Origin of the sequence: Arthrobacter sp. CAN_A6, from assembly GCF_015751715.1 — a bacterium.
In the GTDB taxonomy this organism is placed as follows: Bacteria; Actinomycetota; Actinomycetes; order Actinomycetales; family Micrococcaceae; genus Arthrobacter_D.
Map to the genome: position 1 here is coordinate 478,978 of NZ_JADOUV010000002.1, position 15,019 is coordinate 493,996.

Genomic DNA, 15,019 nt, shown 5'->3' on the forward strand with positions numbered 1-15,019 from the left:
CCCGTTAGTCCTTTGGGATGACGAAGGCGCGGGTCCCGGTTGTTAGCGTTGAGGCATGAGTTTCCAGCTGCCCCAGCCCTCAGCGCCGCCTCCGGCACGTCAGCCGGAAGCCGTGGCACTTTCCATCCGCGGGCTGGCCAAACGGTTCGGGTCGAAGATCGCCGTCAATGGAATCAACCTCGACGTTCCGACCGGCTCCTTCTACGGTCTGGTCGGGCCGAACGGCGCAGGAAAAACGACCACCCTCTCCATGGCGACCGGGCTCCTGCGGCCCGACTTCGGGCAGGCACTGGTGCACGGCGTCGATGTGTGGAAACAACCGCTCCAGGCAAAGAAGCTTCTGGGGATCCTGCCGGATGGTGTGCGGCTGTTCGACCAGCTCACCGGCGAGCAACTCGTCACCTATGCAGGGCTCCTGAGGGGCATGGACAGGGACGTGGTCAGCGGCCGGGTGCAGGACCTCCTGCGCGCGCTCGATCTCGCCGGCGACGCCGGAACCCTGGTGGTCGACTATTCAGCCGGGATGACCAAGAAAATCGCCCTGGCCTCAGCGCTGATCCACGCACCGAGGCTGCTGGTGCTGGACGAGCCCTTCGAGTCCGTGGATCCGGTTTCGGCGGCCAATATCCGTGACATCCTCAAGAGTTACGTGGATTCCGGCGGATCGGTGATCGTCTCGAGCCACGTCATGGATCTTGTCCAGCGCATGTGTGATCACGTGGCGGTGATCGCCGCGGGAACCGTGCTCGCAGCAGGAACAGTGGATGAGGTCCGGGGGAACGGAAGCCTAGAGGACCGCTTCGTCGAGCTGGTCGGGGGACGCAGCACCGCGGAAGGTCTTTCATGGTTGCGGAACTCGTAAGGCTGAAACTCACCCTCCTCCGCAACTCACTCAGGCGCAGCACCGGCCAGTTGATCGGCCTGATCCTCGGCGGTCTGTACGGCCTGGGAATCCTGGGATTCCTCGTCGTCGGCCTTGTCCTGCTGGGTGCGGCCGACCCCGAGTTCATCCGCTCGGTGCTCGTGATCGGCGGGTCGGCAGCAGTGTTGGGTTGGGTCGTCATCCCTGTCGCTGCGGCAGGCATCGACATGACCCTGGATCCGGCCCGCTTCGTGACGTACGCGGTGCCCATGAGGCAACTCCTGGCCGGCCTCACGCTCGGCGGCCTGATCGGGGTTCCCGGCGCCGTCACCCTGGTGGCGGCCCTTGCCCAGGCCCTCAGCTGGATCCGGTATCCCGCTGCGGCGATAGCGGCGCTCGGATGCGGGCTTCTCGCTGTGGTCCTGTGCGTCGTTGCCTCCCGGCTTGTCACGACGGCGATCTCCTCGCTTGCGGGCACCCGGAAATTCCGGGATGTCAGCGGGATAGTGACGATCATCCCGCTGGTTCTCCTCGGACCCATCATCGGAGGCATCACCGCGGGATTCCAGGGATCGCCGGGATTTGCCGCGGTCCTCGCCGACATCCTCGCCTGGACGCCCCTGGGCGCACTGTGGGCGGTTCCGGCCGACGTCGCCCTCGGCCACCCGGTGCAGGCACTGCTTCATCTCGGAATAGGAGTGGCAAGCATCGGAGTGTTCGCGTGGCTTTGGTCAGTCACGCTGGCACGGGCACTGGTCACCCCGGCCTACCACGCCGTGACGAAGAAAGGTGCCGGCCACCTCGGATGGTTCGGCCGGCTGCCCGGTACGCCGGCCGGCGCGGTAGCGGCGCGTGCCCTGACCTACTGGATGCGGGACCCGCGCTACTCGGCTTCGCTGCTGACCGTTCCCCTGATAGCGGTGGTCCTCTATTTCGCCGGTTCCCAGGCGGACAGTTTCACGGCATTCAGCTTCGTCGGACCCATCACCGCTTTCCTGCTGGCGTGGTCCATCTCGGCGGATGTCGCCTATGACAACACGGCGTTCTGGCTGCACCTTTCGACCGGCGTCAGCGGGCGGGCGGACCGTGCCGGCCGGGCCGCGGGGCTCCTGATCTTCAGCATTCCACTTGCCCTGGCCTTCACCGTCGTGCCGGTTCTGCTGACGGGGAACCCGCAGGACCTTCCCGCAATGCTGGGCCTGTCCGCCGGTCTGTTACTGACGGGTACCGGGCTTTCCTGCGTGGTGTCAGCGCGCTACACCTACAACGTGCCGCTTCCCGGGGAAAGCCCCTTCAAGACTCCTCCCGGCACCAGCTTCGCGATGTTCGGCATCCAGTTCGTCGGATGGCTCGTGCTGCTCGTTCTCGCGCTGCCGGAGATCATCCTGACGGTCCTCTATTTCGTCACAGGTGATCCGCTGTTCGGTTGGCTGACGCTACTGGTCGGAATGATCCTTGGTGCCGGAGCACTCGTTGTCGGGGTCCGCACCGGGGGCCGCTGGTATGACTCGAGGGGCCCGGAACTCTTGTCGGCGGTATCCGTCAACAAGTAGGGAGCAGCCGGAACGTGCGATGGCAACGAGGCGAAGTCCCGCGATCCGCTGAGGCCCTGCGGCGAACGGCGGACGATAGACTGGCGACATGAGTATGCCCTCAGATCCCTTTGACAATGATCCGCTGGACAACCCTGGAACGGGAGGTTCAACGGCCACGATCGAGCGCGAAGAAGTGCGTGAAGAGGTTGAGCCCGGTGACCGCGAGCGGTTTGCGCACTACGTGCGCAAGGAAAAAATCATGGAGTCTGCCTTCACCGGAGAGCCTGTCATCGCCCTGTGCGGAAAAGTGTGGACCCCCGGGCGCGATCCCGAGAAGTTCCCTGTCTGTCCCGAGTGCAAGGATATCTACAACGGATTGCGTCCCGGCAAGGACGACCCGAAGAAGTAGGGCCGGTTCCGACACATGTCCTCCCAGCCGCAATGAGTAAGACTTCCAGATCCACCCAGTCCGCCGGGGCCATGTCTCCGGAGCTGCGGCCGCTGACTGTCGGTATTCTTGCCATCATCACCTGTGCCGCCTTCGAGGCGATGGCCGTGGTCACCGCCATGCCGTCCGTCGCGAGCGAGCTCCAGGGCGAAGCGAGTTACGGGCTCGCCTTCTCGATGTACCTGACGGCGTCCTTGCTCGGAACGGTCCTGGCGGGGTCCTGGTGCGACCGGCGGGGTCCGCGCCCGGCGCTCGGTGTGGGAATGTTCCTCATGATTCTCGGCCTCCTCGCGGCCGGCGCCGCACCGGCTTTCTGGCTCGTGACGGTGGGGCGGGCGATCTCCGGTCTGGGCGGCGGCTTCATGATCGTTTCGCTCTATGTGGTGATCGCCCGCGCGTATCCCCAGCACGTCCAGCCCGTCGTGTTCGGCTGGCTGTCCGCCGCCTGGGTGGTGCCCGCACTGGTCGGCCCCCTTGTTGCCGGCGTCGTTGCCGAGAACCTCGGCTGGCGCTGGGTGTTCCTCGGCGTCGCGCCCATCGTGTTGGCGGCGGTGCTAATCGTCTGGCCGAAAACGGCGGAGCTCGACCCGACCGGAGGAGACGGCGCCGGAACGGGTGAGCCGGGCACCAGGAACTCCGGCACCGATAACGCCGGCTCGAGCGCCGGAGGCTCCGGACGGCAGCGCGCCCTCCGGGGCATCGGTCTCGCCGGGGGAGTCTTCGCCGCACAGTGGGCCCTCAGCCGGCTCGCCGCAGACGGCATCGGCAGCGCCTTCACGGTGACTGCATACCTCCTGCTCGCCGGAGCCGGCCTACTCACCGTTTTCCTGACCCTGCCCGGGCTACTGCCTCCGGGGACCCTGAAACTCGCGAAGGGCCTCCCGAGCATCATCGCCACGCGCGGGTTCGTGAACGTGGCATTCTTCGGTGCCGAAGCCTTCATTCCGCTCATGCTCGTCTCCGCGCGCGGCTTCGATGCGGCCACGGCAGGCCTTGCCCTCAGCGCCGGAGCCCTGGGCTGGACCGGCGGGTCCTTCCTGCAGGTCCGGGTCCGTTTCCGGCGCGAGTGGCTGCTCGTGGCCGGATCGACGGTCCTGTCACTTTCGCTCGGAGGGTTCGCGCTGGCGTCGTCGGTGGAGGCGCCTCTCTGGCTTCTGGCAATGGTCTGGGCCTTCTCCGGATTCGCGATGGGAATGACGCTCTCGAGCACCTCGGTGCTGGTGTTGAAACTCTCCTCCGCCCGTGAGCAGGGCCGGAACTCGGCATCCCTCCAGATCTCGGATCAGCTCGGGGGAGTGGTGGGAACAGCCGGAGCGGGCGCCCTCTTCGCACTCCTGCGGGACCCTGCCGAGCCGGGGCAGGTCTCGGTCTTTGTTGCGATCTGGCTGGCTCTGTGTGTGTTCGCCGCAGCAGGTATAGTTTCGGGTCTGAGAGGGGCACAGGCCAATGACGCCGACGCTTCCCAGGATCCTCGAAAAGCAATGGAAGGTACTGTCCCGGCGTGAGTAGTGACACCCTGTTCGGTGCCGGCGCAGCCCTGCCCCCCGCCTATCCGGAGCGGGCCGCCTGGGGCACCGCACCCAAGCTGCGGCAGTGGCAGAGCGAAGCACTCGAAAAATACTTCGCCGGATCATCCCGTGATTTCCTGGCCGTAGCCACCCCCGGCGCCGGAAAGACGACTTTCGCCCTTCGCGTGGCCACCGAGTTGGTGGAGCGGGGAATCGTGAACCGGATCACCGTCGTGGCGCCCACGGACCACCTCAAGCGGCAGTGGGCCGACGCCGCGGCGAGGGTGGGGCTCGCGATCGACCCGAACTTCAAGAATGCCGACGGGCGGCACGGCGGCAGCTTCATCGGGGTCGCGGTGACGTATGCGCAGGTTGCGAGCAAACCGATGCTCCACCGCGCCAAGACCGAGGGCGCGAAGACGCTCGTCATTCTCGACGAGATCCACCACGGCGGTGACGCGCTGTCCTGGGGTGACGGCATCCGCGAGGCCTTCGAACCCGCCGTCCGGCGTCTTGCCCTGACGGGAACCCCCTTCCGTTCCGACACCGCAGCGATCCCCTTCGTCGACTACGTGGAGGACGGCGACGGCATTCGCCGGTCACGGTCCGACTACACCTACGGCTATGGCGAAGCGCTGCGCGACCACGTGGTGCGTCCCGTGATGTTCATGGCCTATTCGGGTCAGATGCGCTGGCGCACCAGTGCGGGCGAGGAAATGGCGGCGTCGCTCGGTGAGGCTGCAGTCACCAAGGACATCACCGCTCAGGCCTGGCGGACCGCGCTCAACCCGTCCGGCGAATGGATTCCCGCGGTCCTCGCCGCAGCGGACAGGCGCCTCACCGAGGTGCGGCGCACTGTGCACGACGCCGGTGGGCTGGTGATCGCGACAGACCACGACGACGCCCGCGCCTATGCAGGGCAGCTCAAGAAGATCACCGGCGAGTCCGCCACGGTGATCCTCTCCGACGATGCCAAAGCCTCCTCGAAGATCGAGGAATTCTCCGCCGGCGATCAGCGGTGGATGGTGGCGGTCCGGATGGTGTCCGAGGGTGTGGACGTCCCCCGACTGGCCGTGGGCGTGTACGCGACGTCCACCGCCACCCCGCTGTTCTTCGCGCAGGCGGTCGGGCGTTACGTGCGGGCCCGGCGCCGGGGCGAGACGGCGTCGATCTTCCTGCCTTCGGTGCCCAACCTCATGGCGCTGGCGAACCAGCTCGAACTCGAGCGCGACCACGCCCTGGACCGCCCTGAGACGGGAGAAGAGGACGCCTTCGCGCTGGAGGACAGCCTGATGGAGGCGGCGAACCGCGAGGAGAAGGCGTCGGATTCACTGACCAAGCAGAAGTTCGAGGCACTTGAATCCCAGGCGTCCTTCGACCGCGTGCTGTTCGACGGCGGCGAGTTCGGAACCGGCGGCGAGATGGGGAGCGAGGATGAGCAGGACTTCCTCGGCATCCCCGGACTGCTCGACGCCGACCAGGTGGGACACCTGCTGCGTCAGCGCCAGCAGGAGCAGCAATCCCGACGTCGTGGGCGCGCGGACGAACCTGCGGCGCCGGCCGGGCTGCCCGCGGAGGGGCAGGTGGTGGATCACCGGCAGTTGACCGAGCTCCGCGGACAGCTGGCCAAGAACGTGTCGGCGTGGTCGGCCCGGACCGGCACACCGCACGGCATGGTGCACACCGAACTGCGTAAGGCCTGCGGCGGGCCGGCCGTGGCGCAGGCCAACGAGGAGCAACTCCAGCGCCGCCTGAAGAAACTGCAGGACTGGTTCATCGGGCGCAAGTAGGGCCCTCCCGGCCGGCCTGCCCAGGGGCTTGACCTTGCCGTTCCGTCAACCTTTAGAGTCGACTCCGGAAGCAGGATCCAGTCGGCTCAGGAGGGTAATCGGTGACTACGGATTGGTCCATCCAGGAGATCGCGAGGATGGTCGGCACCACGAGCCGCACTCTCCGCCACTATGACGAGCTCGGCCTGTTGAATCCCACGCGGATGGGCACCAATGGCTACCGCTACTACGACCAGGGGTCGCTGGTGCGGCTGCAGCGCATCCTGCTCCTGCGAGAGCTCGGGCTCGGTCTGCAGGTCATCGGAACCGTCCTCGATCAGGAGGCGGATCCGGGGACGGCGCTCGAAACCCACCTGGAGTGGGTACGGCAGGAGCAGCAGCGGTTGGCGCGCCAGGCGGCGTCGATCGAGAGAACCCTGAAGGCGGTGAAGGACGGCGAGGAAATCATGGCGGAGCACATGTTCGACGGGTTCGATTCCACACAGTACAGGGACGAAGTCGAGGAGCGATGGGGAAAGGCCGCGTACGCGGCCGGCGATGCCTGGTGGCGGGGAAAGAGCGGTGAGCAGAAGCGCGCCTTCCAGAAGCACGCGAGGGACCTGTCCGAGGCATGGACGACGGCGGCAGAACAGGGTATTGCCCCGGGAAGCGAGCATGCGCAGGCTCTGGCGCAGCGTCACGTCGAGTGGCTCGCCGTTGTTCCCGGGACGCCGATCGGGAAGGGCAAGGGCGACAGCTACCTTCTGGGTCTGGGCGACCTGTATGTGGCCGACCCAAGGTTCGGCGCCAACTACGGCGGACGGTCAGGAGCAATACTTGTTCGCGACGCCCTCAGGATCTACGTCGGGAACAATCCCTCAGCCGGGCGGTAGCAGCGTCGACCGCGGATGATCCTCCCGGTCCGCCATGGCATCCCGCACAGAAGCTTCATCCTAGGTGAGGTGATCGAAGTCGCCGCGAATCCAGGAGATGTAGCGGTCGGCGGAGTAGCGCACCACATTCCGGGCATCGGTGACGATGGCGCCGCCGAAGTTGTCGTACAGCCGGTCGAAGGTGAACACTTCGGTTGCTTGGGTGATTCGTTCCACCACTGCTGCCGACAGCGGAATCCGGTTGGGGTAGCTGCGCAGGAACGTCACCGACGCTCGATCCGGATTCGTCTGGATCGTGTCCCCTGCGAGCAATACTCCCTTCCCGTCGGCACCGGACGCCCAATGTGCGATCGCGCTGCCGGGGAAGTGGCCGCCGGGTTGGAAGAGCGTGAGCCCGGGCAGGATCTCGAGCGTCCCTGACCATGGACGGATCGCCGGGTCCGGTCGCGAGACCCAGTGCAGGTCCGGCGCGGCGACGAGCACGGGGACACCGCCGAGTTGCCTGCTCCATTCCACCTGCACCCCGAACATGTGGGGATGGCTCGCCACGATCCCGACTACCTCGCCGAGCTCGCGGACCCGCTGCACGGCGTGGTCGTCGAGGTAACCGGTCGGGTCCCAGAGGAGGTTCCCGGCATCGGTGCGCACCAGGTGGGCCTGCTGGCCGATACCGACTTTCGGCTCGACGGTGATCCCGAAGAGATCCGGTTCCAGCGCCGTCACACGGGTGCGGTGGCCAGCCTCGGTCAATTCGGAGAGGGTGGTCCACTGTTGTCCGGCGGCGGGCACGTATTGCCGCTCGTCGGCGCAGATGACGCAACCGTCGGCGTTCTCCTCGTGCTCGACAGCACAGGCTCGACAGATCCACATGGCGGTCGCCTTTCCTGCGGTGCTTTGGTGCGGGCCGTTACCGATCGCGTCTTCTCGATGGCTCAATGGCTCAATGGTAGGTGTCATCAGCCGCCCTCGTCCCGCTGGGCAGGCTACCAGCGGCGGAATCCGCCCTCGGTGTCCAGTACCTGACCGACCATCCACCTGCCCTCGTCGCTGACCAGCCAGGCGATGAGGCGGGCCGGATCATCGGGCTCTCCGAAACGGCCCGTGGGGAAATGGGCGAGCACTGATTCGAGCACCTCGGAGGTCCGGTCGGCCGTTCCCGTGTCGAGGTAGCCGGTGTTGACCGGACCCGGGTTCACCGTATTGAGGATGATGCCTCGGTTGATCAGGTCATCGGCGACGGAGGACGTGATACCTGCCAGGGCCGCCTTCGATGTTGCGTAGGCGATCTCTCCGCTCATCGGGCCCCGCGTCTGGCCGGAAGTGAGCCACACGACGCGCCCACCGCGGCGTCCGTCATGCTGGTGGGCGAACTGCCGGGTGGCCAGCAACGTCGAGCGGGTATTGACCTGCCAGTGAGCATCGAGTTTCTCGGCAGTCATCTCGGCCAGTGGTCCGTCACCGCCGCTGCGGGCATGATTGCAGACCAGTACATCCAGATGCCCCAGGGCGGACCTCGCCGAATCGATGAGCTGACGCGGGGCTTCCTCCTCGGTGAAATCGAACTCCGCGTGCTCGAGCCGGGCGCCTGCCGGAAGTCTGGTAGCCAGGGAGTCCATCACCTCGCCAATGGAATCCGCACCCCAGGGCTGCTCGGCGTCGGAGGGTGCGTGGTGTTGCAGGAACAGACTCGCACCCATGATGGCGAGCCTTTCGGCGATGGCGAAGCCTATTCCTTTCCGGCGGCTCACCCCGGTGATGACGGCAACACGGCCGGCCAGCGGCGGATTCGACTCCAAGGACATGAGCTCATCCTAGGAGACGACCGGAACGAGAAGGAGTTTGCTGCCTAACGCAACAGCTCCACGCCCGCAGCCTCCAGTTCGTCGAGGGTGTCGGCGGTGCGCTCGCCGTCCACGCCGCGCGTGAGCGCAGTGAGCAGCGAGACCGAATATCCGGCCTGCAGTGCGTCCAGCGCGGTGGCACGTATGCAGTGGTCCGTGGCCAGGCCGGCGAGCACCACTTCCTCCACTTCGTGCTCGCGGAGCCAGTCATCGAGAGTCAGGAGGGGCTCGTCCGTTTCAGGAAGGGCGCCCGCGAGCTTCCGCTCACCGCTCGGCACTTCGTCGTCGGGCGCCTTGACGCCCTCGAAACCGGAGTAGGCGGCCTCGTACTGCCCCTTCCGGAAGACGGCGTCGATGCCCTCGGTGTCCAGGTCCGGGTGGAACTCCGCGCCCTTGGTGCCCGCGACGCAGTGCACCGGCCAGGAGTCGATGTAATCCGGGGTGTCGGAGAAGTGCGGTCCCGGGTCGATGTGCCAGTCCTGGGTCGCGACCACATAGTCATAGGTGCCGGCGTGCGCGTCCATGTGGTCGCTGAGGTCGGCGGCCACTGCGGCTCCGCCGTCGACGGCGAGCGAACCGCCCTCGCAGAAGTCATTCTGGACATCGACAAGAATCAGGGCGCGTGTCATGGGATGTTCTCCTCGTACTCGGTGGGGATCACAGGTTCGCCGCGCTGCAGGCGCCGGATGGCTCCCGGCAGCTCAGCGAGTGATCGCTGGTGGCATTCGGCGGCGCGCCGGACGGCTTCAGGACCTGTCCAGCCGGGAAGGACCTCGCCGTTGCGGACGAGCTGGTGCAGGAGCGTGCGGTCGTCGCCGTCGTCGACGGGCGGCGTGCCGACGCCCAGCACCTCGGCGGTGGCCCTGCCGTTGCCGTCCAACCGGCGGAGCGCGTATTTCCGTCCGCCCACGGAGGCCTTGTTCTTTGCTGCCTTCGCCACTGAGACGAACCGGCCGTCGTCGTCCTGGCGGCTCACGAGCTTGTAGACCAGGCCGGCGGTCGGGGCGCCGGACCCGGTGACCAGCGACGTTCCCACCCCGTAGGAGTCGACCGGCGCCGAGGCCAGCAGGCCGATCGCGAACTCGTCGAGGTCGGAGGTCACCACGATCTTCGTGCTGGTGTTGCCGAGGTCGTCGAGCAGCTCCCGCACCCAACGGGCCTGCGCCACGAGGTCGCCGGAATCCAGGCGCACGGCTCCGAGCTCCGGACCAGCGACGTCGACGGCGGTGCGGACGCCCTGCTCGACGTCGTACGTGTCGACGAGCAGGGAGGTTCCCTTGCCCAGTGAGGCGACCTGCGCCTCGAAGGCCTCCCGCTCACTGTCATGGAGGAGGGTGAAGGAGTGGGCGGCGGTGCCCACCGTCGGAACGCCGTACCGGCGGCCCGCCTCGAGGTTGGACGTACTCGCGAAACCGCCGATCACGGCGGATCGCGCGGCGGCAACGGCCGCCTCCTCGTGCGTGCGGCGCGACCCCATCTCGATGCAGGGTCGTCCGGCGGCCGCCCCCGTCATCCTCGACGCCGCTGCCGCAATGGCGCTGTCGTGGTTCAGGATGGACAGCACGAGGGTTTCGAGGATGCAGGCTTCGGCAAAGGTCGATTCGACGATCAGGATGGGCGAGTGCGGAAAGTAGGCTTCCCCTTCCGCGTACCCGAAGATGTCGCCGCGGAAGGAGAAATCCGCGAGCCACTCGAGTGTCGGATCGTCCACGACGAAGTTCGACGAGAGGAAGTCGAGTTGCTCCGATCCGAACCGGAAGGCCGCCAGGGATTCGAGCAGCCGGCCGGTGCCTGCCACGACGCCGTACCGGCGGCCGTCCGGCAGGCGCCGCGCGAAGGCTTCGAAGACGGATTCGCGGTGTGCCGCTCCGGAATGGAGGGCAGCCTGCAGCATGGTGAGCTCGTACTGGTCGGTGAACAGGGCGGAATTCGTCGGGGCAATGGTCACCCTCAAAACCATAGCGGGCTCCGGTGAGAGTACTGGAACCGGTGGGCTTCCCGGCGTCCTAGACTGGAAACTATGACAGTTGGCTTTGCGACGGACACCGGCACGCGGGAAGAGGTGCAGTCGGAAGTAGGAACAGCCCTCGACCAGCCGTGGATCGTAGTGGTATGGAACGACCCGGTGAACCTCATGAGCTATGTGAGCTACGTCTTCCAGGACTACTTCGGGTACAGCGAAGCCAAGGCCCGCCGCCTGATGCTCGAAGTGCATGAGAAGGGCAGGTCCGCCGTCGCCTCGGGGAACCGTGAGACGGCCGAGCAGGACACCGTGGCGATGCATTCCTACGGACTGTGGGCCACCTTCGAAAAAGCCGGAAGCGAGTAGCGCGTGGCCAAGGCGTTCAAATCGACGCGACGCGGCATCTCCGGCTCCCTCGAGCCCGGCGAGGTGCGGCTGCTCGGGAACCTCTTCCAGGACATCATCTCCATGCTCGAACCGGAAACCGCGGCCAGTTCCGACCCGCTCGCGGCGATGGTGGGAATGGACACCGAGGCGGTGGCGCCGTCGGACTCCGCCGTGCGCCGCCTGCTGCCCGACGGCGTCCGCGCCAACGACGACGAAGCCCTGGAGTTCCGCCGGCTCACCGAGCGCTCCCTCCGGGAGCAGAAGATCAGTGCGCTCCGCAGCAGTGCGCTGCTCCTCGAAGGCAATCCCGTGCTGCTGAACCCCGGACAGGCCCGGTTCATGGCGCAGGCACTCAACGACGTCCGGCTGGTGCTCGCCGACCGCCTGGGCATCGAGACGGAGGACGACGCCGAGAAACTCCACGACGTGGGGGATTCCTCCGACGTCGAGGACGTGGAGTCCTACCTGGCCCTGGTCTACAATTTCGTGACCTGGCTCCAGGAATCGCTCGTCCAGGCGCTGCTGGTGACGGGCCGGCAGGAGCGCTGACGGTCCGGCTGTGACAAGAACCACTCCCGTCGGGTTCGTTCTTTGGGAGCGGCAGGTCCTATTGTCAATAGACTATGAGCCCAGACACTGCCGTCGGTGCACGATGGAAAAAAACCGGAGCGCCGATCGGCATCTTCGACTCCGGCGTCGGAGGACTCACCGTTGCACGGGCGGTCATCGACCAGCTCCCGCACGAGTCCATCATGTACGTCGGTGACACCGCGAACGGCCCCTACGGACCCCTCCCGATCGCTGCGGTGAGAGCGCATGCGCTGGCAGTCATGGACGACCTCGTCGATTCCGGTGTCAAGCTCCTCGTGATCGCCTGCAACTCCGCTTCCGCTGCCGTGCTGCGGGACGCCCGCGAACGCTACACGGCGCGCTACGGAATCCCAGTGATCGAAGTGATCCAGCCAGCGGTCCGCCGGGCGGTCGCGTCGACACGGAGTGGGCGGATCGGCGTCATCGGCACCTCGGCGACCGTCGGGTCGCGCGCCTACGACGACACGTTCGCCGCCGCACCGCACCTCACCGTCACCTCGGCTGCCTGCCCGGCGTTCGTCGACTTCGTCGAAGCCGGCGTCACGGCAGGGCCGGACCTGCTCCGCACCGCCGAGAAGTACCTCGCGCCGCTCCAGGCGGCCGACGTCGACACCCTCGTGCTCGGATGCACCCACTACCCGCTGCTCACGGCGGTCATCTCCTACGTGATGGGCGACGGCGTAACCCTCGTCTCGAGTGCCGAGGAGACGGCGAAGGACGTCTACCGTGCGCTGGTGTCCAACAGCCTCCTGGCCGATGACACCTCGGCCGCGGTCCACCGTTTCATCGCCACGGGGAATGCAGCTTCCTTCGAGGTGCTTGCCCGGCGGTTCCTCGGCCCCGAAGTCCTCAGCGTCCAGCACGTGGACCACCTGGCAGAGCAATACCCCACGGGCAGCATGGCCATCCTCACACCGGACATGATCGCTGCCGCCGGGAACGCGGACCGATGAAGCTCACCATCGTGGGTTGCAGCGGCTCGTTTCCCGGTCCGCAGTCGCCGGCGTCGTGCTACCTGCTCTCCGCGGAAGCCGACGGGCGTACCTGGCGGATACTGCTGGATCTCGGCAACGGTTCCCTCGGCGCGCTGCAGCGCTACATGGACCTGCGCGAGATCGACGCCGTGTTCCTCTCCCACCTGCATCCCGACCACTGCATGGATCTGTGCGGGCTGCACGTGGCGGTGCACTGGGACCCGTCCGGGTGGAACCGGCCGCGGATCCCGGTATGGGGTCCGGCCGCCACCGCCGACCGGATGGCCACCGCCTACGGCCTCGAACTGGACCCCGGCATGCACGAGGACTTCCAGTTCAGCTCCTGGGCCGCTCGTGCGCCCGTGCAGGTGGGACCGTTCACGATCACGCCGTTCCCGGTGCTGCACCCGGTCGAGGAGGCCTACGCCCTCCGGGTGGAGGTGACCGAAGCCAACGGGGACGGCACCGAGGAGCGAAGGGTGCTCACCTATTCCGGAGATACCGACGCCTGCGACGGGCTGATCGAGGCGGCGTCGGCGTCGGACATCTTCCTCTGCGAGGCCGCTTTCCACGAGGGGCGCGACGATGCCATCAGCGGCGTCCACCTGACCGGGCGGCGTGCAGGCCAGGTCGCGACGGCGGCGTCGGTCAAGCGGCTCCTGCTCACGCACCTGCCCGTGTGGAACGACGCGAACGTGACCGTGGGTGAGGCCCGGTCGAGCTACACGGGAAGCCTCGCCGTCGCCGTGGCCGGCGTCTCCTACACGGTGTGATCTGCCGCCGGTTTAGACTGGCACCATGAGCCCAGCCACCAGCCCCTCCTCCTCCGTGCCCTCGGCAGCCCTGCCCGCTGCACCGGAACTCCGCGCCGACGGCCGTACGCCGGACCAACTGAGGAACATCAGCATCACGCGCGGATGGTCGAAGCAGGCCGAGGGATCCGCGCTCATCGAATTCGGCAACACCCGGGTCCTGTGCACCGCCTCCCTGACCAGCGGCGTGCCCCGCTGGCTCAAGGGCGAGGGCCGGGGATGGGTCACCGCCGAGTACGCGATGCTTCCCCGCGCCACCAACACGCGGTCGGACCGGGAATCCGTGAAGGGGAAGATCGGCGGACGCACCCACGAGATCTCGCGGCTGATCGGCCGCTCGCTGCGCTCCATCATCGACACGAAGGCGCTCGGCGAGAACACCATCGTCCTCGACTGCGACGTGCTCCAGGCCGACGGCGGCACGCGCACCGCGGCGATCACCGGGGCCTACGTGGCGCTCGCCGATGCAATCCGGTACGCCAAGGACAAGAAGCTCATCCCCGCCTCGGCGTCACCCCTCACCGACACCGTCGCAGCCGTCAGCGTCGGCATCATCGACGGCGTCCCCATGCTCGATCTTCCCTACGTGGAGGACGTGCGCGCCGAGACGGACATGAATGTGGTGGTCACCGGCTCCGGCAAGTTCGTGGAGGTACAGGGCACCGCGGAGGGTGCCCCGTTCGACCGCGACGAACTCGACGCGCTCCTCGACCTCGCACTGCTGGGCACAGCCCAGTTGGCCGAGATCCAGCTCGACACCCTGAAGGACTCCGCGCTTGCCTGAGCCGGCTGCGCCCCGCCTGGTCCTCGCCACACGCAACCCGGGCAAGCTGCGCGAACTGCGCGAACTGCTGAGGGGACAGGTGGCCGGACTCGACGTCGACACCCAGGTAATCGACGCCGAAACGGCCGGCGCCCCCGACGTCGTCGAGAGCGGGGCGACGTTCGCGGCCAACGCTGCCCTGAAAGCCGAGCAGACGGCCCGGGCAACAGGCCTGATCGCCGTGGCCGATGATTCGGGGCTCGCCGTCGACGTCCTGAACGGAGCGCCCGGTATCTTCTCTGCGCGGTGGGCCGGGCGCCACGGTGACGACGCCGCGAACCTCTCGCTGCTGCTTGCCCAGCTGTCCGACATCCCCGCAGGCCAGCGCGGTGCGGCCTTCCGGTGCGCCGCAGCGCTCGCCGTGCCGGACGGCGTCCTGTCCGTCGAGGAAGGCGAACTCCGCGGGACGCTGCTCACCGCACCGCGGGGCTCCGGGGGTTTCGGCTACGATCCGGTGCTGGTGCCGTCCGGCATGGACCGTACCTGCGCCGAATTGAGCAGTGTCGAGAAGAACGCGATCAGCCACCGCGGCCTTGCTTTCCGTGCACTGATGCCCTCCCTGGTCCGGGCCCTGCAGGAGCAGGAACCCACCTGAGGGGAGCTCCCGGTTTGG

16 protein-coding genes are annotated in these 15,019 nt (G+C 67.2%); 12 read left to right on the forward strand and 4 right to left on the reverse strand.

What is annotated here, in order from left to right; all coding sequences use genetic code 11:
• Positions 1-55: 55 nt before the first annotated feature.
• From IWX75_RS05650 to IWX75_RS05675, 6 genes are all read left to right on the forward strand, one after another.
• Positions 56-862 (forward strand): ABC transporter ATP-binding protein, encoded by an 807-nt coding sequence (locus IWX75_RS05650; protein ID WP_196821241.1) that lies wholly within the window; start codon positions 56-58, stop codon positions 860-862.
• Positions 844-2,415 carry a transporter gene (locus IWX75_RS05655; protein ID WP_196821242.1) on the forward strand — a complete coding sequence of 524 codons (1,572 nt, stop codon included), beginning with the start codon at positions 844-846 and terminating at the stop codon, positions 2,413-2,415. The genes IWX75_RS05650 and IWX75_RS05655 overlap by 19 nt, the downstream gene beginning before the upstream one ends.
• Before the next feature lie 88 nt (positions 2,416-2,503).
• A complete protein-coding gene (locus IWX75_RS05660) occupies positions 2,504-2,806 on the forward strand; it encodes a DUF3039 domain-containing protein (protein ID WP_026532815.1) in 303 nt (100 codons plus the stop codon).
• 32 nt (positions 2,807-2,838) lie between these two features.
• Positions 2,839-4,350 carry an MFS transporter gene (locus tag IWX75_RS05665; protein WP_196821243.1) on the forward strand — a complete coding sequence of 504 codons (1,512 nt, stop codon included), beginning with the start codon at positions 2,839-2,841 and terminating at the stop codon, positions 4,348-4,350.
• Positions 4,347-6,143: a DEAD/DEAH box helicase gene (locus tag IWX75_RS05670; RefSeq protein ID WP_196821244.1), complete on the forward strand. Its 1,797-nt coding sequence runs from the start codon at positions 4,347-4,349 to the stop codon at positions 6,141-6,143. The genes IWX75_RS05665 and IWX75_RS05670 overlap by 4 nt, the downstream gene beginning before the upstream one ends.
• Positions 6,144-6,244: 101 nt before the next feature.
• On the forward strand, positions 6,245-7,015 hold the full coding sequence (locus IWX75_RS05675; protein ID WP_196821245.1) for a MerR family transcriptional regulator: 771 nt from the start codon (positions 6,245-6,247) through the stop codon (positions 7,013-7,015).
• Positions 7,016-7,075: 60 nt separating this feature from the next.
• Here the strand turns inward: IWX75_RS05675 and IWX75_RS05680 are convergent, their stop codons facing one another.
• The 4 genes from IWX75_RS05680 to IWX75_RS05695 form a co-directional block, all read right to left on the reverse strand.
• Positions 7,076-7,885: a hydrolase gene (locus IWX75_RS05680; protein ID WP_196821246.1), complete on the reverse strand. Its 810-nt coding sequence runs from the start codon at positions 7,883-7,885 to the stop codon at positions 7,076-7,078.
• Between the two features lie 113 nt (positions 7,886-7,998).
• Positions 7,999-8,817 carry an SDR family oxidoreductase gene (locus IWX75_RS05685; protein ID WP_196821247.1) on the reverse strand — a complete coding sequence of 273 codons (819 nt, stop codon included), beginning with the start codon at positions 8,815-8,817 and terminating at the stop codon, positions 7,999-8,001.
• Positions 8,818-8,861: 44 nt separating this feature from the next.
• Positions 8,862-9,485 carry an isochorismatase family protein gene (locus IWX75_RS05690; RefSeq protein WP_196821248.1) on the reverse strand — a complete coding sequence of 208 codons (624 nt, stop codon included), beginning with the start codon at positions 9,483-9,485 and terminating at the stop codon, positions 8,862-8,864.
• Positions 9,482-10,816 carry a nicotinate phosphoribosyltransferase gene (locus IWX75_RS05695; protein ID WP_196821249.1) on the reverse strand — a complete coding sequence of 445 codons (1,335 nt, stop codon included), beginning with the start codon at positions 10,814-10,816 and terminating at the stop codon, positions 9,482-9,484. Before IWX75_RS05695 ends, IWX75_RS05690 begins: the two co-directional genes overlap by 4 nt.
• Before the next feature lie 60 nt (positions 10,817-10,876).
• On the opposite strand from IWX75_RS05695, the gene clpS reads away from it, so the two are divergent.
• The 6 genes from clpS to rdgB all read left to right on the forward strand — a co-directional run bounded on the left by clpS (position 10,877) and on the right by rdgB (position 15,001).
• Positions 10,877-11,185, forward strand: coding sequence for an ATP-dependent Clp protease adapter ClpS (gene clpS, locus IWX75_RS05700; RefSeq protein ID WP_196821250.1), 309 nt, complete (start codon positions 10,877-10,879; stop codon positions 11,183-11,185).
• Between the two features lie 3 nt (positions 11,186-11,188).
• Positions 11,189-11,755: a DUF2017 domain-containing protein gene (locus IWX75_RS05705; protein ID WP_196821251.1), complete on the forward strand. Its 567-nt coding sequence runs from the start codon at positions 11,189-11,191 to the stop codon at positions 11,753-11,755.
• Between the two features lie 74 nt (positions 11,756-11,829).
• Positions 11,830-12,750 (forward strand): glutamate racemase, encoded by a 921-nt coding sequence (murI, locus tag IWX75_RS05710; RefSeq protein ID WP_196821252.1) that lies wholly within the window; start codon positions 11,830-11,832, stop codon positions 12,748-12,750.
• On the forward strand, positions 12,747-13,544 hold the full coding sequence (locus IWX75_RS05715) for an MBL fold metallo-hydrolase (protein WP_196821253.1): 798 nt from the start codon (positions 12,747-12,749) through the stop codon (positions 13,542-13,544). The genes murI and IWX75_RS05715 overlap by 4 nt, the downstream gene beginning before the upstream one ends.
• Before the next feature lie 25 nt (positions 13,545-13,569).
• On the forward strand, positions 13,570-14,367 hold the full coding sequence (gene rph, locus IWX75_RS05720; RefSeq protein ID WP_334684133.1) for a ribonuclease PH: 798 nt from the start codon (positions 13,570-13,572) through the stop codon (positions 14,365-14,367).
• Entirely contained in the window at positions 14,360-15,001 is a 642-nt protein-coding gene (rdgB, locus tag IWX75_RS05725; RefSeq protein WP_196821254.1) for an RdgB/HAM1 family non-canonical purine NTP pyrophosphatase, read from the forward strand. The genes rph and rdgB overlap by 8 nt, the downstream gene beginning before the upstream one ends.
• Positions 15,002-15,019 lie beyond the last annotated feature (18 nt).

Bases quoted from the DNA above. Each gene is read 5' to 3' on its own strand.
- IWX75_RS05650 (WP_196821241.1), top strand. From the start codon at position 56: ATGAGTTTCCAGCTGCCCCAGCCCTCAGCGCCGCCTCCGGCACGTCAG.
- IWX75_RS05655 (WP_196821242.1), top strand. From the start codon at position 844: ATGGTTGCGGAACTCGTAAGGCTGAAACTCACCCTCCTCCGCAACTCA.
- IWX75_RS05660 (WP_026532815.1), top strand. From the start codon at position 2,504: ATGAGTATGCCCTCAGATCCCTTTGACAATGATCCGCTGGACAACCCT.
- IWX75_RS05665 (WP_196821243.1), top strand. From the start codon at position 2,839: ATGAGTAAGACTTCCAGATCCACCCAGTCCGCCGGGGCCATGTCTCCG.
- IWX75_RS05680 (WP_196821246.1), bottom strand. From the start codon at position 7,885: ATGTGGATCTGTCGAGCCTGTGCTGTCGAGCACGAGGAGAACGCCGAC.
- IWX75_RS05685 (WP_196821247.1), bottom strand. From the start codon at position 8,817: ATGTCCTTGGAGTCGAATCCGCCGCTGGCCGGCCGTGTTGCCGTCATC.
- IWX75_RS05690 (WP_196821248.1), bottom strand. From the start codon at position 9,485: ATGACACGCGCCCTGATTCTTGTCGATGTCCAGAATGACTTCTGCGAG.
- IWX75_RS05695 (WP_196821249.1), bottom strand. From the start codon at position 10,816: ATGGTTTTGAGGGTGACCATTGCCCCGACGAATTCCGCCCTGTTCACC.
- clpS (WP_196821250.1), top strand. From the start codon at position 10,877: ATGACAGTTGGCTTTGCGACGGACACCGGCACGCGGGAAGAGGTGCAG.
- murI (WP_196821252.1), top strand. From the start codon at position 11,830: ATGAGCCCAGACACTGCCGTCGGTGCACGATGGAAAAAAACCGGAGCG.
- IWX75_RS05715 (WP_196821253.1), top strand. From the start codon at position 12,747: ATGAAGCTCACCATCGTGGGTTGCAGCGGCTCGTTTCCCGGTCCGCAG.
- rph (WP_334684133.1), top strand. From the start codon at position 13,570: ATGAGCCCAGCCACCAGCCCCTCCTCCTCCGTGCCCTCGGCAGCCCTG.